Source organism: Streptomyces catenulae (assembly GCF_000718015.1).
In the GTDB taxonomy this organism is placed as follows: domain Bacteria; phylum Actinomycetota; class Actinomycetes; order Streptomycetales; family Streptomycetaceae; genus Streptomyces; species Streptomyces catenulae.
The window spans coordinates 222,429-244,104 of sequence record NZ_JODY01000002.1 but is presented as its reverse complement, the minus strand read 5'-3'; the positions used below and the strand labels follow the sequence as shown (position 1 = coordinate 244,104).

The following is a 21,676-nucleotide window of genomic DNA, read 5'->3' as shown; positions in this document are numbered from 1 at the left end:
GCCTTGTGGTTAGCGGTGCGTTAGCCGGGTGGCAGCGGTACGCCAAAGGGCCCGGGCAGAGTCGGTGGCGTACCGAGGAGAGCCCAACATCGACCGCCCTGGGGGGAACCCGTCATGCGCTCGCTCACCATCCGCCGCCGCACGCTGCGCGTCGCCGCCGCCGCGCTCACCGCGGCCGCCGGTCTGACCCTCACCGCCTGCTCCGGCGGGGACGCCGGTACGAAGGCGGCCGACAGGGTCGACTCGGCCGCGGTCGCGCAGGAGAACGTGGGTTCCGGCGCGTCCACCGCGGTGGAGGACGGCCGGGCCCAGGGGGACGCCGGTACGAAGGGCGGCCCGCACGCCGACTCCGCGGGCCGGGGGGCCACCAACTCGGCCACCGCACAGAGCAAGCGCTGCCACACGAACGAGCTGAAGGCGGCCATCGCCACCGGCGACGACGCGGCGCCGGACCCGGACGCGCAGGGCTCGACGACCACCAGCGTCGTGCTGACCAACTCCGGCGACCGCAGCTGCACGCTCGCCGGATTCCCCGGTGTGGACGTCATCTCCGAGAGCGGTGAGGCCTGGTCGCTGGCGCGTTCGTCCGCCAAGTACAGCGGGATCACCCTGGCCCCCGGCGAGACCACCGACTTCACGATCAATGTCGCGATGACCGATCTGGGCGGCGACGCCTGGCTCGCCTCGTATCTGAAGATCACCCCGCCGAACGAGACCACCTCGCTGCGGGCCGATTGGCCCTGGGGCCCGCTCCTCGACCAGAGCGGCGCCACCCACCCGGCCACCTACGTCAACCCCATCGGCTGATCGCTCGGTGCGGGGGCGCGGCAGCCGGGGAACGGCCCGGCGCCCCCGCTGACGGGCCGCGCCATCGTGCCGGGGCGCGTCGTGCGGGCGGCGCGCCAATGTATGGCCCGGCGGCTCGCGGGGCGGGTCGGGTGGGTGCGGTCTTCGACGCCCGGACCTGCGGTTTCCGTGCCGACGGCCCGTCTCTTCCACCCTAGGGACCGCCGTGGGGGGCCGCACGACCGGCCGAGTGGTTCCGGGCCCCGGGAGTCCGCACCATGGAAAGGGAAGGAGCACGTCCACCGGATCAGAGCCGTCGCGATCACTCCGACCGCACGGCGCGGAGGCGGTAGATGCACACGGACCCCTTTCTTCCGCTGGTGGTGCTGCCCGGCGTCTACGCGCCCCAGGACGACACCCGGCTTCTGCTGCGGGCCCTGGGCAGGGAGGGGCTGCGGCCCGGAAGCACGGTCCTGGATCTGGGGTCGGGCACGGGGGCGCTCGCGGTGGCCGCCGCGCGGTGCGGTGCCCGGGTCACCGCCGTCGACATCTCCTGGCCCGCGGTGTTCTCCACCCGCCTCAACGCCTGGCTGTGGGGGCAGCGCGTCCGCGTGCACCGGAGGGACATGGCCGTCGCGCTCGCCGACCGCGCCTTCGACGTCCTCGTGGCCAACCCACCGTACGTACCCGTGCCCGGCGGGCGGCCCGCCCGTTCCGGAGGCCGCGCCTGGGACGCGGGGTGTGACGGACGTCGGTACATCGATCGCATCTGCGACGCGGCCCCTCGCGCGCTGCGCACCGGGGGAGTGCTGCTGATGGTGCACTCCGCCCTGTGCGGCACCCGTTCGACGCTCGCCCGCCTCACGGCGGCGGGGCTCCGGGCGACCGCGGGCGACCCGGTGGCTGTCCCCCTCGGCCCGGTGCTGCGCTCCCGGTACCGCCATCTGCGGCGTCAAGGGCTGCTGAGCCCGGCGCAGAAGACAGAGGAGTTGGTGATCATCCGTGCCGAACAGCCCTGAGCGGCCCCGCCGTATCACCCTCGTCCGCAACGGACCGGTCCTGGTGGAAGGCCCGGTGGAGGTCACCGGCGACGACGGCGAGGTGTGGGTCTCCGACCGGTTCACCGTGGCCCTGTGCACCTGCCGCCGCAGCCGCCGCTACCCGTGGTGCGACACCAGCCACCGACGGCCGACCGGGCAGACCCACACCGGGGAGAGCCGCTCCGCCACGCGCACGCAGCGCCACGACGGGGGCGACGACCGATGACGACCGTCACCGACCCGCCGCTGCCCCGGCCGCGTGGCCCGCTCTCGGCAGCGGTCATCGCCCGGCTGCGCACGGAGCGGGGCCGCCTCCCGCCCGACGGGGCGATCCGCCGCGCCGACCCCTACGGCGCCGACCTGCAGACCGCCCTGTACGTCCTCTACGAACTCCACTACCGGGGCTTCGAGGGGGTCGACGACGGCCTCGAATGGGAGGCGGAACTCCTCGCGGTACGGCGCCCGTTGGAGGAGAGGTTCCTCGCCGCGCTACGCGCCGACGCCCCGCAGACCGGCCTGCGCGACACCCTGGCCGCCCTCCTGGCCGAACCGGTCGCCGACACCGGCACCGACGTCTCCCGCTACCTTGACCACCACGGCGGGCTCGATCAGCTGCGGGAGTACGCGGCCCTGCGGTCGCTGTACCACCTCAAGGAGGCCGACCCGCACGCCTGGGCCCTGCCGCGGCTCCGCGGACGCGCCAAAGCCGGGCTGGCCGCCATCGAGTTCGACGAGTTCGGCGCCGGACGCGCCGAAGACATCCACGCCCAGCTCTTCGCCGACCTCATGACCGACCTCGGCCTGGAGACGGGGTACGGCCACTACGTCGACCTGGCGCCGTCCGAAGCGCTCGCCACCGTCAATCTGATGTCCCTGCTGGGCCTGCACCGGCGCCTGCGCGGGGCGCTCGTCGGCCACTTCGCCACCGTCGAGATCACCTCGCCCCCGGCGGCCCGCCGCCTCACCGAGGCGATGCGCCGCACCCGTGCCGGGCCCGCGGCCGAACGGTTCTACGCCGAACATGTCGTGGCCGACGCCGTCCACGAACAGGTGGTCCGCCGTGAGGTGATCGGCGGTCTGCTCCATGACGAGCCCGGGCTCGAACCCGAGGTGGCCTTCGGCATCCACGCCACCGCACAGGTCGAGGACCGGCTCGCCCGTCACCTCCTCGGCGCCTGGCAGGCGGGACGCGGCGCCCTGCGCGAGGCCCTGCCGCCCGCCGTGTGACCGCGTCGCACACGTCGGCCAGGTCTGGGCTCCGTCCAGTGCCCGGCGCACGGTGACGGCGCGCTCAGTCCTCCGACTCGTCCTCCGACTCGTCCTCGGGCTCTCCGTCCTCCTCGGGCTCGCCCCCGGCTCCGTCCTCGTCGTCCTCCAGCCCTTCTTCATGGCTGCGGACGACCTCTCCGTCCCGGATCTCGCCGCGCCAGCCCTCGACCTCCTCGTCGGCGAAGGTGACGTACCGCTGGAAGTGCTTGAGGTCCAGCCGCAGGCGGCGTCCCTGCGCACGCCAGATGTTGCCGGTCTTCTCGAAGAATCCGGAGGGGGTGTATTCGACGACGGCGACGACGCGGGTCAGGGTCGGCGCGAGTTCGTGGAAACTGATGGCGCCGTGGGTGGTCCCCTTGGCGCCCTCGGACGTCCACACGATGCGGTCGTCGGGGACCTGCTCCTGGACGGTCGCCCGCCAACTGCGGTGGGAGAAGGCGATTTTCAGCTTCCAGTCGCTTTCGACGTCGTCTCGCGCGGAAACGCCGGTGACGCCCTTGGTGAAGGAGCTGAACTCTTCGAGCTCGGTCCAGTGGTCGTACGCCGTCCGCAGCGGCACACCGATGTCGACGGTCTCGACGATGTTGGTCACCTTGACGCTTCCGGACTTTCCGTTGTCACTCCCGAAGGCGCTCTTGACCGAATCCACGACCTTGTCCTTCACCGTGCCGGCCTTTTCGCCCACGAATGCCGTGACCGGGTTCTCGCCACCGAGCACCCGCTTTCCGACGTCGAGGAGATCCTCCCCGCCGCCCTCTGCGGCGTTTTCGAGGCCCTGTGTGAGGTCGCTCAGCTTTCCGGTGGCCGATTCGATCAACCGCTGTCCCTGGGCCGCGACGTAGTCGGACAATTTCTCCTTGACCTGATCCAGACCGGAGGCGTTCTGGTCCTTGTCCTTGTCCTTTTCCTTGTCCGTGGGGCTGCGCTCCTGTTTGGCCATGAGAGCTACCTCCTGCGACTGACGCGGCTCGGGCGCTTCTTCGCAGCCGCCTTCTCGGGAGCCGATTTCCTGGCCGCCGCCTTCTTGGCCGGTGCCTTCTTGGCGGGCGCCTTTGTGGCGGAACCCTTCTTCGCCGCTGCGGCCGGTCGCTTCTTCGGCCGACGCCGCGGTGCGTCCGCTTCCTCCCGCTCCGCCTCTACGTCCCGCTCCTCGTCTTCGGGCTCTTCGTCCGCGGTGTCCTCAGCCTCGTCGTCGTCCTCTGTCTCCGGAGGCTCCAGCAAGGTGTTGGTGCGCTGTTCAAGGGCGTCGGCGACGGCTTCGAGGCGGCGGTTGGCGGTGGCCGACAGCGCGGTGCGCCCGGCTTCCAGCATCTCGCCCCGCGCCTGCTCGACGAGCGGCGCCAGCTGCGGATCTTGTGCCAGTTTCTGCAGGACCAGACCGACGGCTTCCCGTGGGTTGACGGGGAGTTGCCGACCCGCGATCAGGGAGGCGAGGCCGATGGCCAGCCTTCCCTTCTTCGTCCTGCCGAGCAGATATCCGGCCGCGACGGCGGCAATGAGGGAGACTTTCGTACAGTCATCCATGAGTGCCTCTCAAGGACGGAGAGAACCGGGCGGAGGGTGCCTGTCAGGGCCTCGGCCCGACTTCCTGAATTCTTCCGGCCCTCCTTTCCCTGGCTATTCCTGCGGCGGTAGCAACGGCCCGAGAGGCCCCAGGTCCAGATTGAGGTCCTGCATCGTCAAGTCGTATTGGGTGCACAGTTCCGTCATACGGCGGTGGAGGAGCATCAGTGTCGAACCCAACCGCTCCTCCTGTTCCTCGGTGAGGTCTCCGTCCTCCACCCTTTGGAGGGCCTGGCGCTCCATGAGCTGCCGCAGCAGTTCGACGAGGGTGAGAACAAGCTTGACCAGACCCCGTTCGACGGTTTCGGGGTCGGCGCCGATCCGGTGCGCGGCTCTGTGCGGTTCCGGACGGGCGGCGGGAGCCTGGTCCTGGGACGCCGCGGGCAGCAGGCGGAACGCGCGGGTCGCCGCGTCGGCGACATCGTCGAAGCGGGCGCGGGGGTCGCGACCTTCATCCCTCATGGCCGTCACGTACGGGGAGGTCCGCGGTCCAGGGGGCGGGGTTCTGCTCACCGATGGAGGCGATCAGCGCGTTCAGGGAGACGCGTACCAGGTCGATGTCGGCGATCGACAGCACGAGGTCACCGGTGAGGACCACGCCACCGCTGAGCAGCCGGTCCAACAGGTCGATCAGGGCGACCTGCCGGTCGGGCAACGGCCCTTCCGCCGGGGCGGCGGGCTCATGCGCCGTTCTCATGGGGTGACCTTCTTCGCCGGTTCGGCTTCGAGGGAGGCGGCGAAGGAGTACGGGGCCCAGGGCCCGGTGGCCTCGACCCGGACACCGGGTGCCTCCTCCGCGGTCCGCAGCACAGCGGCGCGGAAGTTGTGCGCGGCGGGTCGGGGGACGAGATAGGCGTCGTTGACGACGTTCTCCCCGGGCCCGCGGGCCAGTTCGCCCTGCTGCGGGCGGTGCTGGGCCCGGGCGACCGCCTGTCGGCGGGCGGTCGCCGCCACATCCCGGGCCACCCGCTGGGCCGCTCGGTACGCGTCCTCGCGGGCGTGCCGCTGTGCCTTCCGGTGGCTGAGGTAGGCGCGCCCCGGGCTCAGATCGGCGCCGGTGGACGGCGCGGCGGGATCTTCGGTGCCCGGAGCGTCCTCGACGTAGATCTTGACGCCCCACTCCTCCAACCCGGCCAACTCGGCCAGCCGGTCGGCGAACTCCTCCCGGCTGTCGTCGAGCATCAGCCGTACACGTTCCTCGTCCAGGTAGACCGTGGCCAGACGGAGCGGCAGGACGGTGCCGTGGGCGGCGATCGCCTCGATGACCCGGTGGTGGGCGCGGGCGATCGCCTCCAACCACTCCATGTCCTCCAGATGCGCGTGCAGCGCCTCTTCCCGGAAGTCCGGTGCGGGCACCGGGCTCACCGCGACGACCACACCGTCGTTCCGCCCCGCCCGCACCAGGCGCACCGGCGCGTCCGCCACACCGGACAGCCCGGACAGCTCCGTCGCCAGTGTGCCGTCGTCGTCCCGGGCGACGGCGTACGCATACGTGACGGCCTCGGTCATGCCTCATCCCGCCTCTCGGCGCCCGTCTCGGGCTCCGCCTGCTCGCCGTGTGACGCAGGGGACGTGAGGGAGTCGACCTGCCGGGCCCGGCGGATCTCCCGGTCCTCGGCCGGGGGGAGCGCGGTGCCTTCCCGCAGCGCCTCCACCTCCGCGCGCAGGCGTTTGTTCTCCTCGGCGAGCGAGGGGGATCCGCCGGAGGCGCGGGAGGAGAGCGCGGGGTCGCGCTCCCACCAGTCGATGCCCATCTCCTTCGCCTTGTCCACCGAGGCGACCAGCAGACGCAACTTGATGGTGAGCAATTCGATATCGAGCAGATTGATCTGGATGTCACCCGCGATGACGATGCCCTTGTCCAGCACCCGTTCCAGGATGTCGGCGAGATTGGCCGACGAGCCCTGGCCGTAGGGGGCGGCCCGGGACGGGGACTCACTCATTCTCCGGGGGACAGGTGCGGTCACGACGGCATCACCTGATATCGCTGTCGGGGTCCGGCTGGAAATGCGCCCTGATCTCTTCGAGCCGGTCCAGCAATTCGTCTTCGCGCCGGTCGAATTCCGCCTCGTCGATCTCGCCCGCGAGGAGGCGTTGCTCCAGGACGACAAGTTCCTGCTCGACGGGCTCGGGGTCGTAGTAATGCTCCTCCGCGGCCTCGACCGCGCGTTCCACGACCCACACCACGCCGCGTACGGGTGCCAGCGGAAGGGTGGCGATCTGATTCAACAGGCCCATGAGAGGCTCCTAGACAAAACTGTAGGCGGGCAGTGGGCCGCGCAGCCGGAGATCGAAATCGTCGCCCAGCTCCGTCGCCAGTTTCCGCACCGAGGTACGGAAATCCGCTTCGCCGTCCCGGGTCACCAGAAAGGACACGTTCAGAAAGTCGTTCCCGGTCGCCGGTGAGGTGTTCTCCTCGCGGGCAAGGGGGCGCAGCGCTTCGAGAACGGAGGCGGCGAGCCGCTCCTGACGGGCCTGCACCTCCTGGGCGACCAGTTCGCCGAGGGCGAGCGGCAGCTCCGGATTGTCCGCGCCGCCTCTGATCCGCTCGTTGAGCGCCCGTGCCTCGTCGGACTCCGCCAAAACCCGGCGGAGCATCGAGTCCTCGTCCTGGGCGGCCTTGAGGTGGTATTCGGAGCAGCCCTCCACGGCCCGCAACCGTTCCGCGAACGCGTCGGCGTGCTCCTCCAGCACCGCCCGCACGGCCTCGTCGTCCGCGGCGGTGAAGCCGAACTGGAGCGGCAGGACGGGACCGTCGGCCATCAGACGCTCCTGGACGTCCTGGTGCGCGGCGAGATCACGGCGCTTGGGACGCAGGCCCTCCGGCGCGTCGCTGATCACCGCCGACAGCTTCCGGTTCCCCACCGTGCGCAGGGTGGCCGGTGGGTCCCCCACACCCGGCAGATCGTCCAGACGTCGCGGATGTGTGGTCGCGACAACGGAGTAGACGTAGACGGCCATGGCTGATCACTCCCGGTGCCTGCTCGGCCGACGCGTCGCCCGGGCGTGCTTCCGCACCGGTTCCTTCTCCCGCTCGTCGGACTCCTCGTCCTCCTCGCTTCCTTCCTTGAGCGCCCCGGAAATGGCCTCCGCGGCTCCGCTCAGGGCACCCTTGGCCTTGCCGCGCGAGCCGTCTTCGGTGAGGTCGCCGACGAGATCCGTCAGCTCCTCGGGCTTCTTGGCGCCCGCCTCCAGATCGAGGCGGTTGCACGCCTCCGCGAAGCGCAGATAGGTGTCGACGCTCGATACGACGACACGGGCGTCGATCTTGAGGATCTCGATGCCCACCAGCGAGACGCGTACGAAGGCGTCGATGACCAGGCCACGGTCCAGGATCAGATCGAGGACGTCATACAGATTTCCGGAGTTCGCCCCACCTCCTCGGGCGACGGTTCCTCCGCTCTGCGGCACCACAGTCACGGTGGCTCCCTTCAGCGGGCCGCTTCCCGGTCACGTACGGGTGGCCGTGCCGTTCGCTCGGTGAACGAACCGTCCACGTCGTGAACGGGCCATCGGAATGACCAGGTCAGGTCCTACATACGCGAGTCGATCTGTCCTCGGGTGTAGCGGCGGACGCGCTCATAGGCCACCAGCCCGCCGTCGTCGTCCAGGCGCACCCGGTAGCTCGCCATCACGCTCGTGGTACTGGGAACACGCTCCAGCTCCAGGACCTCCACGGCAGCCTCCCAGCCCTCATCGGTCGGCTTGACCGTCGAGACGCTTTCGGGGGTCCGCCCCAGCAACTCCTGTAGCTGCTCGACCGCATACCGCATGGCCTGCGCCGCAGTCACCCGCTCCGCCGCGCGCTTCCCGCCCGTGCCGCCGGTCCGACCGCCGGTCCGGGCGGCGCTGCGCCGATCGGCGGCCGGTTCGCCGTCGCGGTGGCCCGCCCCGGAACGGTCCTTCTTATCTGCGATCATGCTTCTGCTCCGAAATCGGAGACTTTATGACGTATATGGCTAAAATACGCAAACGCGTTATTCCATCGTACTCCTGCGTGCGCCGCGTTCTTCGATACGCGGCGCTGGTCCGGCTTGACGCGCCGCCCGGGGTGGTCCCGTGGTCCGGGGCGCTGCTCTCCTTCAACTCGTCGGAGATCAACGTCAGTCGACGGAGGCGGCTCTCCGGGGTGGTGGGTCAGTTGCGCGGTGATCTCGGTCCGCAGCATCCCCATGAACCGGTCGAAGCCCAGGTCAGGGACTCGCAGCCGTCCAGGTGCGCGCGCACCGCCGGGGCTCGGCGATGACACCTCCGCCGTGTCCCCTCCGTCCCCGTCCCCGCCCCCGCCCCGCCTCCGCGTATCGGTGGCTGCGGCGACTGTGGTGACTGCCAAGGACTACCAATAGTGGCGTCGACCTCCGACCGCATGGCCGACGGCGCCCAGCACCCAGAGGATGAGCCCTATGACGAGTAGCGCAATGCCGATCGCCCACAGGATGTGCAGCCCTATGACGAATCCGACGATGAGGAGTATGAGACCGATGATGATCACGATGATCCCCTGATGTGAGTGGAGCTTCCCGTCAACCCACCCGCCGGAGGCGTCGAATTCGGCGAGGTTTGACGGCGATTTACGCCACCATTGCGGCGGCAATGACTACCGAGAACCTTCTTCGCCCCCGACTCCATGAAATGGGCTCGGGGCCTCATTTCCGGCTACGTTTCCCATTCTTCGCCTCGGCAGCCTTGACCACGACCGTGGCCATATCCGTGCTCGCCCTCCTCGGAGGACGACCGCACTCTTCCCTTCAGCTCACGCCCCGACCTGCGTACACGCAACCGGGGAGGGAAAATCCCTTCCCGCGTACGGGCGGCGTTACCGGATGGATCTTCGGAAATCGGGGTCCGGGTCGATCCCGTTTCGTGTTCAAGTTCCTGTGCGACGGCGTGCTCAGCCCTACTGGCTGGGCCTTCATGAAGTCGTGATCACAGTGCCGGTTCAGCCCGACCCCCCTCAACCGGCCGGACCACCAGAGCTGTTCGGTACATGGAGCCGTTTCCAGGTGACGGGGCCCGGGATGCCGTCGGCGTCTTTGCCGTGGAAGCCGAGTTTGCGTTGCCAGGAGGCGTAGGACTTGCGGTGGGCCTCGGTCCAGTCCGGGCCGGGGGTGTGCCGGTAGCGGTCGCAGCCCTCGGCGACCAGGCGTTCGCCCATGGCGGCGAGCACCGGGCTGCGGGTGCCGGAGCGGAAGAACTCGCGGCCGGGGAAGGGCTCGTAGGGCGGGTGCCGGGGCTTCGGTGGTACGGGGGACGGGCGGCCGTCGCCGTCGCCGTCGGCTCCGCCGGGGGCGCCGTTTCCCGGGCCGGAGCCCTCGCCTCCGTCCGTGCTCGGGGTCACCGGTCCTTCGGGGGCCTCGGACAGGCGGGTGCTGATGCGGTCCCGGAGGGTGTCCATGGAGAAGCCGAGCGGGTCGATCTTCTCCCGCTGCCACTCCTTGTGGCCGATCACCGACCGGGCGCCCCAGCCGTGCGCCCGGCAGAGCGCCGCCGCGGCCTTCTCCACCGCCAGCAACTGGGCCTCCGGCCACGGGTCCTTGCCGTCGCCGAGGTTGATGCACTCGAAGCCGTAGAAGTGGCGGTTGCCGTCGGTGTCGGAGAGGTGGGCCTTGGGCAACTGCCTCTCCTCGACGACGGCCTGGAGGACGTGACGGTCGCCGAGACCGGCGTGGTTGGCGCGGCCGTTGCCGACGAGGTGGATCTCACCGGCCTTGTCGATGACCCCGTGGCACAGCGGGCCGGGCAGGTCCGGGCGGCCCTCGTAACAGAGGTTCACCGAGGTGTCGGTGGACTCGGTGGCGGTGTGGTGGACGACCACCCCGTTCACCGGGCCCCAGCCGCCCTTGGTGTTGCGATTGTGCCGACGCCAGTCGCGCACCTCGTGGACGACCAGGCCCTCCGCCCTCAGGGCGGCCAGGAGCCGGGAGCCGGTCAGGGGAGTGGCCATCAGTCCACCGACCCCGTCTCGTCCACCTGGGCCTCGGCCTCCTCCGTCGTCTGCGAACGGGGGTGCGCCGCATCCGCGCCGGTCGACAGGGTGCCGACGCCGTCGTCGGCACCGGAGCCCTGATCCGGCGTCCCGGACGGAGCCTCCGCTCCCGCCGGGCCGTCCGCCGGAGCCGCTGCCGCGTCGTCCGCCGCCTGGACGGTGGTCGCCAGCGGCCGGAACACATACCGCAGGTCGGGTACGGCCTCCTCGCCGTGCACCCAGGCCAGCGGCGCGTGGTGGACGAGGACGCCCAGCGGGTGCCGGAGCAGCGGGCGGCGCGCCGGGTCGGTGGGCCATTCGACGCCGCCGGTCGCGGTGCGGGCCGGGATCAGCCAGAAGTCGCCGGTGCGGTAGCCGCCGCCGCTCTCGAAGTACACCTCGACGCCGTCCTCCAGCGGCAGCCACTCGCCCTCCTCGACCGGCACCGCACCGTGCCGGAGCCGGTCGGCCCGCTCGCCGCGGCGGACCGTCCGGTGGTGGCCCGGCCCCTGGTGGTCCCAGCGGCGCAGGAACGGATGGAGTTCGGGGCGTCGGCCCACGCCCGGCGCCGGTTCGTCGGAGAGCCGCACCCGGCGGCCGGGCAGATCGACCTCCTCCACCCGGAGCAGCGGCGCCGCCTCGCCCCGGCTGCTGTACGCGGTGTCCACGAACTCGACCCGGTCCCCGACGTGCAGGGAGAGCGCGTCGTCGCCGCCCAGGGAGGCCAGTTCCACCCAGGTGCCGTCGAGTACGTCGACGGGGAAGGTGGGGGAGGCGTTCTCCCGGGACCACTTGAAGGTGGCGTCCCCGGCGGTGCCGCCCTCGTGGACCTCGACGCGGTAGAGCTGGTTCTCCGGGCCGCGGTAGCGGGCCTCCGGGGCGACCAGACAGGGATCGTCGTCGCCGTGGTCGGGGCGTCGGCTGCGGGCCGCCAGGCGGCAGTCCGGGGTGGCGGCCCGGCGCGACCAGTCGGCGAAGGCGGTGTGGATCTCCTCGGCCGGCGGGTTGTCGCCGTCCAGTCCCAATTCGGAGGCGGGCAGCGGCAGCACCTGCCACACCACCTTGGTACGGGCCGCGGTGTCCGGCAGCGCGGCGCCCAGCGCCACCTCGCGCAGCGCCGGGTCCTCGGCCGCGGTGACCAGCCGCTCCCACACCTTGAGGTAGACGAGGTAGGGGAACCGGGTGGGGAGGCGGTCGCCGGGGCGTTCGGGGTCGCGGAAGGCGTCGGGCTGGCTCCAGTACGTCCACGTCCCGTCGGCGGGCGGGGCGTCCGCCTCCGGGTCGGCCTCGCCCTCCGCGGCGGCCGGGTTGGTCGGCACCGGGGTGCCGGGCCGGGGGCGGGTGGCGTCGCACAGGATGCCGTCGACGTAGTACCGGCCGCCGCCGATGACCAGATCGTCCAACTCGTGCGGACCGCCGCGCAGTTCGATGTGGAAGCCGGTGGCGCCCTGCGGGCCACCGTGCCGCCCGATCAGGTCGGCGGCCAGGGTGCGGGCCTGGAACAACTGGATCGCGGTCTGCTCGTTGGCGTCGGCGTCCAGCTGGACCCGGCCCTGCTGCGCCACCACCGCGGAGTAGTGGCGCTCCGGCCGGTAGGTGATGCGGGAGAGGTCAGCGTGCATGGAAGGGGTCCCCCTCGTACAAAAGCTCTGACGGTCGGTGGTGGTGGGCGCCCGCGCGCAGCGGACGGCGGGGCGACGGCGGGCGGGCGGGGGTCATGTCACGAACACGATCCCCGCGTCGGTGCCCGCCGGGGTGTACTCCGCGAGCCGGGCCCGCAGGCTGTCCGTACGCTGCGGCAGGTAGAGATCGTGGTACGCGCCCAGCTCGGCACCGTCCTCCGCGCCGCGGGCGATCTCCTCGGGGCAGCCCGCCGCCAACTGCCCGTACCACGGCGTGCCGTAGCGCGTGCCGCGCAGCAGCGGCCGGACCGGGGCGGCTTCCGTGCCGACGCCCGCCGGGTCCGGCGGGCAGCGGTGGCGGCGCGGGGTGCGCGAGCCGGGCGGGAGGTAGCTGAAGCGGACGCAGCCCACCTGGCGCCGGGCCACCCGCAGCAGACCGGTGAAGAGGCTGTTCTCGGCGATCCGCACCGCGTGCACATGGACCTCGCCCAGAACGGTGGTCCGGTGCGCCGACAGCTCCGCGTGCGCGTGGCGGCAGTCCGGCGCGGACAGCGCGGCGCGGTCGGTGCCGGTGGCGTCCAGGATGCTGTCGCGCAGCTGGATCGGGAGCGGATCGGTGCCGACCTCGTCGCCGATCACCTCGATGGTGCCGAGCACCGTACGGTCGATCTCCACACACGCCGTGGTGCGGTCCAGGACCAGGCTCGGCTCCTCCGGGGAGACCGGGTGGCACTCCGGCTCCAGCGACCAGCCGGGCACCAGGGTGCAGTGCCGCAGCACCAGGGAGCCCAGCGGACCGGTGACGTTCAGACCGCGGCCGGTCACCAGCAGCCCGTCCAGCACCATCCGCGGGCGTTCGCCGGGCGCGCACTCCGCCTCCACGGCCCGGATGTTGAGCGCGTCCGGCCGGTTGCTGTACCAGTCCAGCAGCCGGATCACCGGGCGGGTGCCCACCGCCGCGCGCAGTTGGAGCCGGTCGCCCGGCTCCAGGTCGAAGTCCAACTGCTCCTGGTAGGCGCCGCTGTGGACGATCTCGATGATCCCGTCGGGACCGCACCGCCCGGAGCGCCGGTCGTGCCGCCACGCCCCGAAGGCGTCCATGATCCGGTGGAACGGGGCGTCCGGGCCGACCCGGTAGACGGCCGCCTCCGGCGGCGTCACCGGCTCCCGGTGGTACTCCCCGCCGCCCAGGTCGTCCCCGAAGCCGTAGTGGTAGTCCACCCAGATGCCCTGCCGCGGCGCCGAGCGGGCGCCGAACGCGATCCGCCCCAGCTCCGGATCGACGGCGATCTGCCCGCGCCCGGGCCGGTAGCGCCAGCCGGTGAGGTCCGCGACGACGAGATCGGCGAGCGGAACCGGATGGTCCTCGTCGTCCCGCCGGATCACAAAGCTCTTGCCCGGCCCGTAGTAGTCCGCGAGCCGGTCGTGCAGCTGACGGCGGGTGATCAGCGCCGGGACGTTGTCGACGGTGGCGAGATGCGACGCCGACGGCTCCGGCTCCGGGCGGGTCACCAGCGGGGTGTCGTTGCCGAGGATCGAGAAGGTGTAGAGATGACGGGCCCGGTCCAGGCAGTACGCCGGGGCACGGGTCACCGGATACGGCTTCAGCCGCCAGACGAACAGGCCGACACCGGTCGGCGAGCACCCCCCTGGGGAGCGGGCGGAGTCGGCGCGCCGCACGTCCACCGAGCGGGGGAGGGTGCCGAACGGCCCACCGGCCAGGTCCAGCGCCGCGCCGTCGCGGACGTCCACCAGCCGACCGCGCCCGCGCCGCAGCGCGTCCGCCGCCTCGGTGGCCGCCCCGTAGAGCCGCACCGGCTGCTGGTGCGTCACCAGCCGGGAGAACTCCACCGCCCGCCCCGGCCAGCCCGCCACCTCCTCGGACAGCTCCTCCAACAGCGGCAGGGTGCCCTTGCGCCGCCGGTTGCCGACCGTGGCGGCCACCTCGCGGCGCGGCGCCAGCGCCCGGGCCAGCCGCTGCCGCGAGGCGTCCGGCAGCCCGCCGTCCCGCAACCCGGTGGCCGACACCCGCTCGTAGCCGGGCAGCGGACGGTAGCCCACCAGATCGCCCAGGTAGGGCAGCACCCACTCGGCGGCGGTCTCCACGAACCAGTCGTCGTACTGCTGGGCGACGCCGTCCCGCACCCGGTCCACCTGCTCGGCGATCACCGCGAGCAGGGCCCGCAGCGGCTCGCCCTCCTCGGCGTCGCGCAGCCGGTGCCACTGCGGGAGCAGCTCCGCGAGCCCGTCCGGCTCCCTGTTGGTGGTCATCGGGTCTCCTCGGTAAGGATCAGCGTGTCCGCGACGTGCGGGGCGAAGAGCGCGAGCTGCGCCGACCGGACGCCACGGAAGACACGGACCGCACGGCCCCTGGGCAGCGGGCGGGTGTCGGTGAGATCGGGGTTGAGGCCCAGCAGCGTGGCCAGCGGGATGCCGTACTCGGCGGCGACGGAGGTCAGCGTCTGCCCGCCGACCGCCGTGACCTCGTGGATCCGCTCGTCGAAACGGGCGAGCCGGGCCGGTACGGACTCCTGCGGCGGCCCCGCCAACGTGTCGGACAGCGCGGCGAGTTCCGCCACGGTGACGGACGCCGGGACGCCGGTGAAGGCGTCCACGTCCACATGGTCCACCCCGGGTACCGCCTGGGCGGCGGCCAGCACCTCCGACAGCCGGGCCGGTTGCCCCAGCTCCCGGCCGTCGTAGCCGAGCCGCGCCAGCAGCGCCGCCCGGACCCGCGGCTCGACCAGCGACCAGGCGTGGTCCGGGGCGACCTTGATCTTCACCGCGCAGAGCAGCAGCACCGGCTCCCGCACATCGACCCGTACCGGCAGCCGCCCGTCGCCGTACTCCGCCAGCGCGGCCCGCAGCGCCCGCAGCACCTCCGCGTCCGGCGCGAGCGAAGCGAGATGGGGGTCCCCGCGGCCGAAGGTTGGGGGAGTGATGTCGTCCACCCCGGCCACCGTCACATGCAGCACCTGCCGCCGCCCGTCGAACACCTCACGGGCCGACGCCCGGCCGATGCCCGCCCGGGACCGCGCGAAGTCCGCGTAGTCGGCCGTCGACACCAGCCGGTCCAGGGCGGAGACCGCCAGCGGCACGGTGCGCCGGGTCAGCGCCGGGCCGTCCGCGTCCGCGCCGCCGGTGGCCGGTTGCGGATTGGTGACGGCGGTGACACCCAGCGGACGGGTGACGGCCTGGGTGATCCGGTCCGCCGCGACATCGGCGCCCCGGCCGGTGCCGAAGCGGTAGCGGGCCCGTACGTTGTCGTGGCCGGTCGGCAGCCGGGCGCCGTGCACCCCGTCCCCGAACGTCACCGTCGTCCGGCCTCCGCCGTTCTCGACCCCGCTCGACCGGGAGGCGCCCCCGGCGGTGGTGCCGGTGACGTACACCCGCTCGTCGGGGCCGCGCCCGGCCAGGCTGTCCACCGGATGCCAGCGCAGCCCGTCCACCCGGATCTCCAACTGCGGTACGGCGCCCAGCGGATTGTCGGCCGGACGCCAGGTCAGCGGGGACTGCCACAGTGCGAAGGTCTGGTGGGCGCGCGCGGCGTCGCCGCTGCCGATCGCCTCGTCCCGGCTCTCGCCGTGCGACGCCGGGACCACGTTGCCCTGCACCCGGACCGTCCCCCGCCGGTAGCGGTAGGTGAGGTTCCGGGTGAGGGTGAGCGCGGTGTGCACCCGGTCCCCGGGCAGCTCCGGATCGAGGGCCTGCGCCACCTCCGCGATCACTGCCAGTTCGGTGCCGCGCACCCCGCTCACGCCGGGGATGTCGGTCCGCTCGCCCGAGACGACCAACCGGCGCCCGGGCCGCAACCCGTCGTACAGCTCGGCGAGTTCCAACCGGTCACCGTGGACGTCCTCACCCACCGGCTCGTCCGCCTGCGTCAGCTCCTGGCCCGCGGCGTGCACCGTGGTGTCCCGGATCGCGTCCAGCGTCACATCGTGCTCGTCCAGCCACGGATCGGCGAGCGTCAGCAGAGTGCCCCGGCCGGTGATCCCGTACTGGGCGTGCACCGCGGTACGGACCGCGGTGACCCGGGTGGTGACGAACGCCAGCCTCTTGTCACCGGGGACGCCGTCCGGACCGTCGGCGCCCTTGCGGGGCCGCTCGACGGCGATCCAGCTGCCGACCGTGATCCCGTCGTACACCGCGTCCAGCGCCAGCACATGCCGGTCGGCCGGTGTCGGCACCGTCGCGATCCCGATCTCCACCCCCGGCGGCTCACCACCGGCCGCCACCCGCACCCGCACCTCGAACGTGCCGTCCGTGACCTGCCGGTGCTCGCCGGGCGCCAACTGCCAGGACTGCGCCGTACCGCCGTCGACCGAGACATGCACCCGCCCGCCGCCGCTCTCCGCCTCGCCCGGACGGGAGGCGCCCCCTTCGGCCGGACGGGACACGAACAGCGTCCGCTCCGGCAGCCCGGCCAGCAGCCGTACGGTCACCCCCGCCTCCGGGCCGTCCGCGGCGCGTCGGCCCAGCCAGCTCACCTCGTGCTCGGGGCTGGTCCGGGAGTGCAGTTCGACATGGCCCGGGCCCAGGCCGAAGGCGGTGTCGGTGGGCAGGTTCTCCACCCGCTGCACCGAGTTCCCGGCCGCCACATGCTGCAGCTCGGCCCGCACCAGGGCCTTCCCCGCGGTGTCGAACACCACCCGCACCGTGGTCAGCGCCGACCCGGTCAGCGGCCAGTCCGCGGTCCGTACGACCCGACCGCGGTCGTCCTGGACGGGCTTGAGCGGGGCCGTCGCACCGAACGGGGCGGCGGTGACCCGCATGGCGAGCAGGGCGCGCAGCAGCGGCCGGGCCGCGGGCTCCGCGGCGCCCGTCCGGGCCGGTGCCGCGGCCTGCCGCCACGCCGGGTAGAGGCCGTCGGCGACCCTCGGATCCAGTGCCGGGAGCAGCCGTGCGCCCAGATCGGCACCGGCGCCGAACGCCTGCCCGGGGTCGCCGTCCGGGACCGCGTCGGGCGGACGGACGACCCGGGTGCGCAGCGCGGGCAGCACGGTGGCGAGCGCGGCGAGCGCCGCCGGAAGCGGGGGAGCGGCGGCCGGATCCGGTGCGCCGGGCGCGGGCGCACCGGTCGGCGCCCGCTCCCCGGGCGCGGGCTCCGCCACCGGCTCCCCGGCCAACTGCCCGGCCCGCCGCACCAGTTCACCGACGACCGCCTGCAGCTCCTCGAACCATGCGACGACCTCCGGATACCCGGCCGCCACCGCCTGCGCCTCCGCCAGCCGCTCGTGCGGACCGGCCAGCCGCGCCACGAACGCCTCCGGCGTGGCCAGCGCGTCCAGGTCCTTCCGCAGCGGCGCCAGTACCTGCGCGTCGAAGTCGGCGACGAAACGGCTGACCGGCCGCGGGTTCGGGACCTGCGGCGAGGGCGGCGCGGGGTACTCCGGATCGTCCGGGTCCACCGACGGCGGAGGCTCGGTGATCCACGCCCGTACCTCGGCGACCAGCTCCGCCAGCGACGCCGGTGCCGCCTTCGGCAGCCCCAGCCCGGTCACATCCTCCGTGCGGTCCACCCGCACCGACGCCACCGGCAGCAGCACCCGCCGCGCCCCGAAGTCGAACAGCAGCCGGTCCCCGACGGTCAGCCCCGTGGACACCCCCGCGACCAGCAGCTCCGGGCGGGACGTGAGGTCCTCCTCGGTCAGCGGCGCGGGCCGCCGCTGCCGCACCCCGAGCGTGTTCCACGCCCAGCGCGCCGTGAGGTCCTCGTCGGTCTCGAAGGTCTGCGGCTCCTCGTCCGGCCCGGCGGGCACGCTGTGGCTGCGCGCCCCGCGCGGGATGAGCACCGGCAGATCCCCGGCCCGCGGATCGCGGTCCAGCGTGTACGCGAGATGGGTGTCGGCGGCGACGCCGGGCCGCGGCCGGTGCCCCACCAGCCGCCCCAGCAGCGCCAGCGAACGGTGCTCGTTCGCGGTCCGCAGATACCCCTCGTCGGCGATCCGCTCACTGTGGAACGTCAGCAGGTCGCCGAGGACGGCCCAGGCGTCCAGCAGCCCGACGGACGGGTCGTCGGGGGTACGGACGGTCAGCCCGCGCAGCGCCGGATACGCCGGTGACGCCAGCCGGTCCAGCATCGCCGCCAGGAACGAACCGTGGTCCCCGACGCGGTAGTTCAGGGCGGTGCGGCCCGGCGGGTTGTGGAGCGCGGGGTCGGCCCGCCGCTCGTCGTGCCCGCCGCAGCCGCAGCCGCAGCTCTCGTACTCCGTCATCGTCCACCCCCGAACTCGATGACCAGCCGACCGTTCTCCGGCCGGTCCGGGTCGTTGTCACAGCGGGCGATCTCCAGCGGCCCCAGCCGCACCACCCCCGCCTCCCGTTCCCCCCGGTCCGCGTGGAACATCCGGCGCAGCCGGGTCACCACCACGCTCCGTACGCCCGGCACCGCCGCGGCCACCGCGACCAGCCCGCTCAGCCGGACCGGCTCCCCGAACGTCAGCGCGTCCGGATGGAAGAAGCCCGCCCGCCCGCCCAGCACCCGGTACAGCTCGGCCAGGATCTGCCCGTGCTGGTGCCCCGGCTCCGCGCACACCGACAGCGCGACGTCCAGCGGCACCCACCGCGCCGGTTGCACCACCAGGTCGTGCCCGATCCGGCGGTAGCCCTCCAGCGCCTGGCCGACGGCGTCCAGCAGCGCGGGGGAGGGCTCCCCGGTCCCGTACGCGTCCACGGCGACATGCGCCTCCTGGACGCTGCCGGTCCACCGGATCTCGGCCGCCGCCCGCTGCACGCCCGGCAGCTCCCCGGCGAGCGCCGCGTAGTCCCGCGCGGTCACCGCCCGCAGCCGGGTCCGCCGCAGATCCAGCGGCGCCAGCTGCCGCACCTGCTCCAGCGGCTCCGGCTCCGTGCCGCCCACCGCGGGCAGCGGATTGCGGACCCCGGCGACCGAGGCGGACACCTCCCGCGCGAGCACGGCCGGGCGCGGGGGCGGACCGTCGGCCCCGGGCTCCTCCGGGTCGCACCGCAGCACCAGATGGCCGATCGACTCGGCGCCGACGTTGCCCGCCGTGCCGCCGCCGATCCGGTAGTGGGCGACGAGCCGACCGCCGGGCGTCGGCCGGGCCCCGTGGTGCCCGTCGCCGAACCGCAGCGCCAGCCGCCCGTCGTCCGTCAACTCCCCGACGAGATGCCGGTCGCGGGGCCCGCTGCCGAGCAGGTCACGGCGGGGGAGCCAGACGGCGCCCGCCGCCCCGCCGTCCCCCGCCGCGCCGTCCGCCCGCTCCTCCCGGAGGTGGAGCGCCGGAAGGGCCTCCCGCGGGTCCTGGCGGACGGCGGCGGCCGGACCGTGCAGCACCGGCTCGTCCGGATGGAGCCCGACGGCGTACTCCGCGCCCCAGGTGTGCGCGATCTCCCACGCGGTCCGCCCGTCCAGCACCGTCCCGGCCCGCGCCCGCGCCGCCAGCACCGCCAACCGGCGCAGCTTGCCGTCCAGCAGCCGCGGGCTGCGGTGCAGCAACTCCCGCAGCGCCCGCACCGGATGCCGGGCCGGGTCCACCTCCGCCAGCTTCCGCGGCCCGAACAGCACGGTCAGCTCGGCGATCTCCGCCTCGTCCAGCCCGTCCCGGTCCCGGGCACCGCGCCACAGCTCCACCAGCCGCTCCCGCACCCGCTCCGGGATCGCCGCCAGCCGCTCCGCCTGCCCGGCCGCGACCTGCCGCGGCTGCGGGAACGGCACCGCTTGGACGACCGGCGCACGCCCCAGCACCGGGCGGAACCGCGGCCCGATCCCCGGATACACCGACTGCGCCAGCAGCGCCCGTACCGCCGCGGCCTGCGCGTACGCCGTCCCCGGCACCACCTGCTCGGTCCGCTGCCCGGCCGACTCCAGCCCGATCCCGGCCCGCTCGGCCGCCTCCGTACCGACCGCGGCGAACAGCCGCCGGACGTCGTCGGGCGTCAGCTCCCGCCCGCCCTCGGCCCGGTCGATCAGACCGCCGAGCAGCTGCGCGACCTCGTTGCCGCCGTGTCCGCCGTCCGGGCAGCCGAACGCCGGGGGCCCGCAGGACGGCAGGACCGCGGGGACCGTCGGCACGGTGAGGGCCTCCGGAACGTGCCCCTCGCCCCCGTCCGGCGACCGCCCGTGGTCCACCAGCACCACATTGCCGCGCGCCACGCTCACATCCTCGACGGGCGCGCACTCCCGCCCGCCGCGGACGGTCAGCCGCAGCGGGAACGTCAGCGCGTCCGCCGCGGCCCAGGTGACCTCCAGCACGGGCTGCCCCACGAGCCGGTCGACGGCCGGGGTGACCGACGTCAGCCGCACCACCTGCCGGTGCGTCGGATCCTGGTCGCCGGGCGTCCCGGTCCGCGGCCCCCGCACCTCCTCGAACAGCAGCAGATCACCGGGCGCGAACGCCAACTCCCGTGCGCCGCCCTCCTCGTCGGCCCACCCGTCGGTGAGGGTGGCGGCGGTCGCGCCCCTGGGCAGCCCGCACACCTCGCCGCCCCAGGTCCACAGCCGGACCGCGTTGTGCCCGGGCAGCAGCGCCAGCGGCGCGTCCCGCACCACCGGCTCGAACACCTCCAACGACCCGCGCTCGGCCAGCCCCGCCAGCTCCCGGTCGTCGATCACCGGGCCGAGCCGCGGCCGGTCCCGCGGCCCGTCCGCACGGTGGTCGACGGCGGCGAAGCGGAACGTGCCCGGCGGCAGCGTCAGCGGCGCCGCCACCGCCACCGTCACGAACGCCCGCGCCGTGCACCCGTCGTGCATCGGATAGTCGATCAGCCGCACATGCCGCCGCACCGACGTCCGCAGCCGCGCGGTGTCCAGATACGCCTCGGTGGCTACCGCGTCCTGCTGGTAGCTGATCTGGTCCGCGGTGTACGCGAGCAGCTCGACCAGCGTCGTACCGAGGTCGGCCGGATTGCGCTCCAGCCACTCCGGGGTCGTCAGCCGCAGCCGGTCCAGGACGACCTGGCGGAGCGTGCCGTAGTCCCGGGCGGTGTAGTCGATGACGGGCGCGGGCGGCCGGAACGCCTCCGGCAGCCGGTCCGCGACCCCGCCGCCCTCCCCGTCCGCGCAGTCGAACGGGGACGGACAGTCCGGGCGGAACGAGAACTCCGCCCGGAAGTACCGCTGGTCGAAGCCGCGGAACGGCTCGGTGCCGGGCCGCCCGTACGGGTCGGTCTCCACCACCGACAGCCGGTAGACGGAGAAGTCCCCGGTCCGGTCCACCGTCACCACCAGCCGGTCGTCCAGCTCGGGATCCTCCTCCCGCTCGACGGTGATCTCCAGCGCCTCGATGCCGGTGATCCGCCGCCCGCCGTCGATCCGGACGTTCTCCGGACGCAGCCCGTGCGGAGCCTTGCCGAGGAAGGTGACGGTCAGCGTCCGCCCGTCCTCGGCGACCTCCACCGCGTCCACACCGTTGCGCCGCGCCTGCCGGATCCGCTCCCGACGGCTCACCCCGACCGCCCCCGTGCCG

20 protein-coding genes are annotated in these 21,676 nt (G+C 73.3%); 4 read left to right on the top strand and 16 right to left on the bottom strand.

Annotated features, from left to right (window positions below):
• Positions 1–114 precede the first annotated feature (114 nt).
• The 4 genes from IF23_RS0103275 to IF23_RS0103260 all read left to right on the top strand — a co-directional run bounded on the left by IF23_RS0103275 (position 115) and on the right by IF23_RS0103260 (position 3,053).
• The gene (locus tag IF23_RS0103275; protein ID WP_030279528.1) at positions 115–807 is read left to right on the top strand and encodes a DUF4232 domain-containing protein; all 693 of its coding nucleotides are present in this window, start codon (positions 115–117) and stop codon (positions 805–807) included.
• Positions 808–1,139: 332 nt separating this feature from the next.
• Positions 1,140–1,805, top strand: a complete 666-nt coding sequence (locus IF23_RS0103270) for a HemK2/MTQ2 family protein methyltransferase (protein WP_030279526.1) — start codon at positions 1,140–1,142, stop codon at positions 1,803–1,805.
• Positions 1,789–2,052: a CDGSH iron-sulfur domain-containing protein gene (locus IF23_RS0103265; RefSeq protein ID WP_051739143.1), complete on the top strand. Its 264-nt coding sequence runs from the start codon at positions 1,789–1,791 to the stop codon at positions 2,050–2,052. The genes IF23_RS0103270 and IF23_RS0103265 overlap by 17 nt, the downstream gene beginning before the upstream one ends.
• Positions 2,049–3,053, top strand: coding sequence for an iron-containing redox enzyme family protein (locus IF23_RS0103260; RefSeq protein ID WP_030279523.1), 1,005 nt, complete (start codon positions 2,049–2,051; stop codon positions 3,051–3,053). Before IF23_RS0103265 ends, IF23_RS0103260 begins: the two co-directional genes overlap by 4 nt.
• A gap of 64 nt (positions 3,054–3,117) precedes the next feature.
• Here the strand turns inward: IF23_RS0103260 and IF23_RS0103255 are convergent, their stop codons facing one another.
• The 16 genes from IF23_RS0103255 to IF23_RS0103180 form a co-directional block, all read right to left on the bottom strand.
• Entirely contained in the window at positions 3,118–4,035 is a 918-nt protein-coding gene (locus IF23_RS0103255) for an SRPBCC family protein (RefSeq protein ID WP_030279521.1), read from the bottom strand.
• Positions 4,036–4,040: 5 nt separating this feature from the next.
• Positions 4,041–4,619, bottom strand: coding sequence for a hypothetical protein (locus IF23_RS33360; protein ID WP_030279519.1), 579 nt, complete (start codon positions 4,617–4,619; stop codon positions 4,041–4,043).
• 93 nt (positions 4,620–4,712) lie between these two features.
• The gene (locus tag IF23_RS0103245) at positions 4,713–5,120 is read right to left on the bottom strand and encodes a gas vesicle protein K (protein ID WP_030279518.1); all 408 of its coding nucleotides are present in this window, start codon (positions 5,118–5,120) and stop codon (positions 4,713–4,715) included.
• On the bottom strand, positions 5,110–5,355 hold the full coding sequence (locus IF23_RS0103240) for a gas vesicle protein (RefSeq protein WP_030279516.1): 246 nt from the start codon (positions 5,353–5,355) through the stop codon (positions 5,110–5,112). Before IF23_RS0103240 ends, IF23_RS0103245 begins: the two co-directional genes overlap by 11 nt.
• Positions 5,352–6,167 (bottom strand): GvpL/GvpF family gas vesicle protein, encoded by an 816-nt coding sequence (locus IF23_RS0103235; protein ID WP_030279514.1) that lies wholly within the window; start codon positions 6,165–6,167, stop codon positions 5,352–5,354. Before IF23_RS0103235 ends, IF23_RS0103240 begins: the two co-directional genes overlap by 4 nt.
• Positions 6,164–6,601, bottom strand: coding sequence for a gas vesicle protein (locus IF23_RS0103230; RefSeq protein ID WP_051739141.1), 438 nt, complete (start codon positions 6,599–6,601; stop codon positions 6,164–6,166). The genes IF23_RS0103235 and IF23_RS0103230 overlap by 4 nt, the downstream gene beginning before the upstream one ends.
• A 31-nt stretch (positions 6,602–6,632) precedes the next feature.
• Positions 6,633–6,896 (bottom strand): gas vesicle protein GvpG, encoded by a 264-nt coding sequence (locus tag IF23_RS0103225; RefSeq protein ID WP_030279510.1) that lies wholly within the window; start codon positions 6,894–6,896, stop codon positions 6,633–6,635.
• A gap of 9 nt (positions 6,897–6,905) precedes the next feature.
• Positions 6,906–7,619, bottom strand: coding sequence for a GvpL/GvpF family gas vesicle protein (locus IF23_RS0103220; protein WP_030279508.1), 714 nt, complete (start codon positions 7,617–7,619; stop codon positions 6,906–6,908).
• A 6-nt stretch (positions 7,620–7,625) separates the two neighbouring features.
• A complete protein-coding gene (locus IF23_RS0103215; RefSeq protein ID WP_211266109.1) occupies positions 7,626–8,078 on the bottom strand; it encodes a gas vesicle structural protein GvpA in 453 nt (150 codons plus the stop codon).
• A gap of 113 nt (positions 8,079–8,191) precedes the next feature.
• Positions 8,192–8,578 (bottom strand): gas vesicle protein GvpO, encoded by a 387-nt coding sequence (locus IF23_RS0103210; protein ID WP_030279504.1) that lies wholly within the window; start codon positions 8,576–8,578, stop codon positions 8,192–8,194.
• Positions 8,579–8,994: 416 nt separating this feature from the next.
• The gene (locus tag IF23_RS34305; protein ID WP_169749982.1) at positions 8,995–9,150 is read right to left on the bottom strand and encodes a DUF6131 family protein; all 156 of its coding nucleotides are present in this window, start codon (positions 9,148–9,150) and stop codon (positions 8,995–8,997) included.
• Positions 9,151–9,612: 462 nt separating this feature from the next.
• On the bottom strand, positions 9,613–10,602 hold the full coding sequence (locus IF23_RS0103200; RefSeq protein ID WP_030279502.1) for a peptidoglycan-binding protein: 990 nt from the start codon (positions 10,600–10,602) through the stop codon (positions 9,613–9,615).
• The gene (locus IF23_RS0103195; RefSeq protein WP_030279500.1) at positions 10,602–12,245 is read right to left on the bottom strand and encodes a DUF6519 domain-containing protein; all 1,644 of its coding nucleotides are present in this window, start codon (positions 12,243–12,245) and stop codon (positions 10,602–10,604) included. Before IF23_RS0103195 ends, IF23_RS0103200 begins: the two co-directional genes overlap by 1 nt.
• A gap of 93 nt (positions 12,246–12,338) precedes the next feature.
• On the bottom strand, positions 12,339–14,516 hold the full coding sequence (locus IF23_RS0103190; protein WP_030279498.1) for a hypothetical protein: 2,178 nt from the start codon (positions 14,514–14,516) through the stop codon (positions 12,339–12,341).
• Positions 14,513–18,463, bottom strand: a complete 3,951-nt coding sequence (locus IF23_RS0103185) for a putative baseplate assembly protein (protein WP_030279496.1) — start codon at positions 18,461–18,463, stop codon at positions 14,513–14,515. Before IF23_RS0103185 ends, IF23_RS0103190 begins: the two co-directional genes overlap by 4 nt.
• Positions 18,460–21,657, bottom strand: coding sequence for a putative baseplate assembly protein (locus tag IF23_RS0103180; protein WP_030279494.1), 3,198 nt, complete (start codon positions 21,655–21,657; stop codon positions 18,460–18,462). Before IF23_RS0103180 ends, IF23_RS0103185 begins: the two co-directional genes overlap by 4 nt.
• Positions 21,658–21,676: the final 19 nt, after the last annotated feature.

Coding starts and splice junctions, on each gene's coding strand:
- IF23_RS0103270 (WP_030279526.1), top strand. CDS start 1,140: ATGCACACGGACCCCTTTCTTCCGCTGGTGGTGCTGCCCGGCGTCTAC.
- IF23_RS0103200 (WP_030279502.1), bottom strand. CDS start 10,602: ATGGCCACTCCCCTGACCGGCTCCCGGCTCCTGGCCGCCCTGAGGGCG.
- IF23_RS0103225 (WP_030279510.1), bottom strand. CDS start 6,896: ATGGGCCTGTTGAATCAGATCGCCACCCTTCCGCTGGCACCCGTACGC.
- IF23_RS0103245 (WP_030279518.1), bottom strand. CDS start 5,120: ATGAGGGATGAAGGTCGCGACCCCCGCGCCCGCTTCGACGATGTCGCC.
- IF23_RS0103240 (WP_030279516.1), bottom strand. CDS start 5,355: ATGAGAACGGCGCATGAGCCCGCCGCCCCGGCGGAAGGGCCGTTGCCC.
- IF23_RS0103230 (WP_051739141.1), bottom strand. CDS start 6,601: ATGAGTGAGTCCCCGTCCCGGGCCGCCCCCTACGGCCAGGGCTCGTCG.
- IF23_RS0103185 (WP_030279496.1), bottom strand. CDS start 18,463: ATGACGGAGTACGAGAGCTGCGGCTGCGGCTGCGGCGGGCACGACGAG.
- IF23_RS0103255 (WP_030279521.1), bottom strand. CDS start 4,035: ATGGCCAAACAGGAGCGCAGCCCCACGGACAAGGAAAAGGACAAGGAC.
- IF23_RS0103195 (WP_030279500.1), bottom strand. CDS start 12,245: ATGCACGCTGACCTCTCCCGCATCACCTACCGGCCGGAGCGCCACTAC.
- IF23_RS33360 (WP_030279519.1), bottom strand. CDS start 4,619: ATGGATGACTGTACGAAAGTCTCCCTCATTGCCGCCGTCGCGGCCGGA.
- IF23_RS0103275 (WP_030279528.1), top strand. CDS start 115: ATGCGCTCGCTCACCATCCGCCGCCGCACGCTGCGCGTCGCCGCCGCC.
- IF23_RS0103235 (WP_030279514.1), bottom strand. CDS start 6,167: ATGACCGAGGCCGTCACGTATGCGTACGCCGTCGCCCGGGACGACGAC.
- IF23_RS0103210 (WP_030279504.1), bottom strand. CDS start 8,578: ATGATCGCAGATAAGAAGGACCGTTCCGGGGCGGGCCACCGCGACGGC.
- IF23_RS0103220 (WP_030279508.1), bottom strand. CDS start 7,619: ATGGCCGTCTACGTCTACTCCGTTGTCGCGACCACACATCCGCGACGT.
- IF23_RS0103190 (WP_030279498.1), bottom strand. CDS start 14,516: ATGACCACCAACAGGGAGCCGGACGGGCTCGCGGAGCTGCTCCCGCAG.
- IF23_RS0103260 (WP_030279523.1), top strand. CDS start 2,049: ATGACGACCGTCACCGACCCGCCGCTGCCCCGGCCGCGTGGCCCGCTC.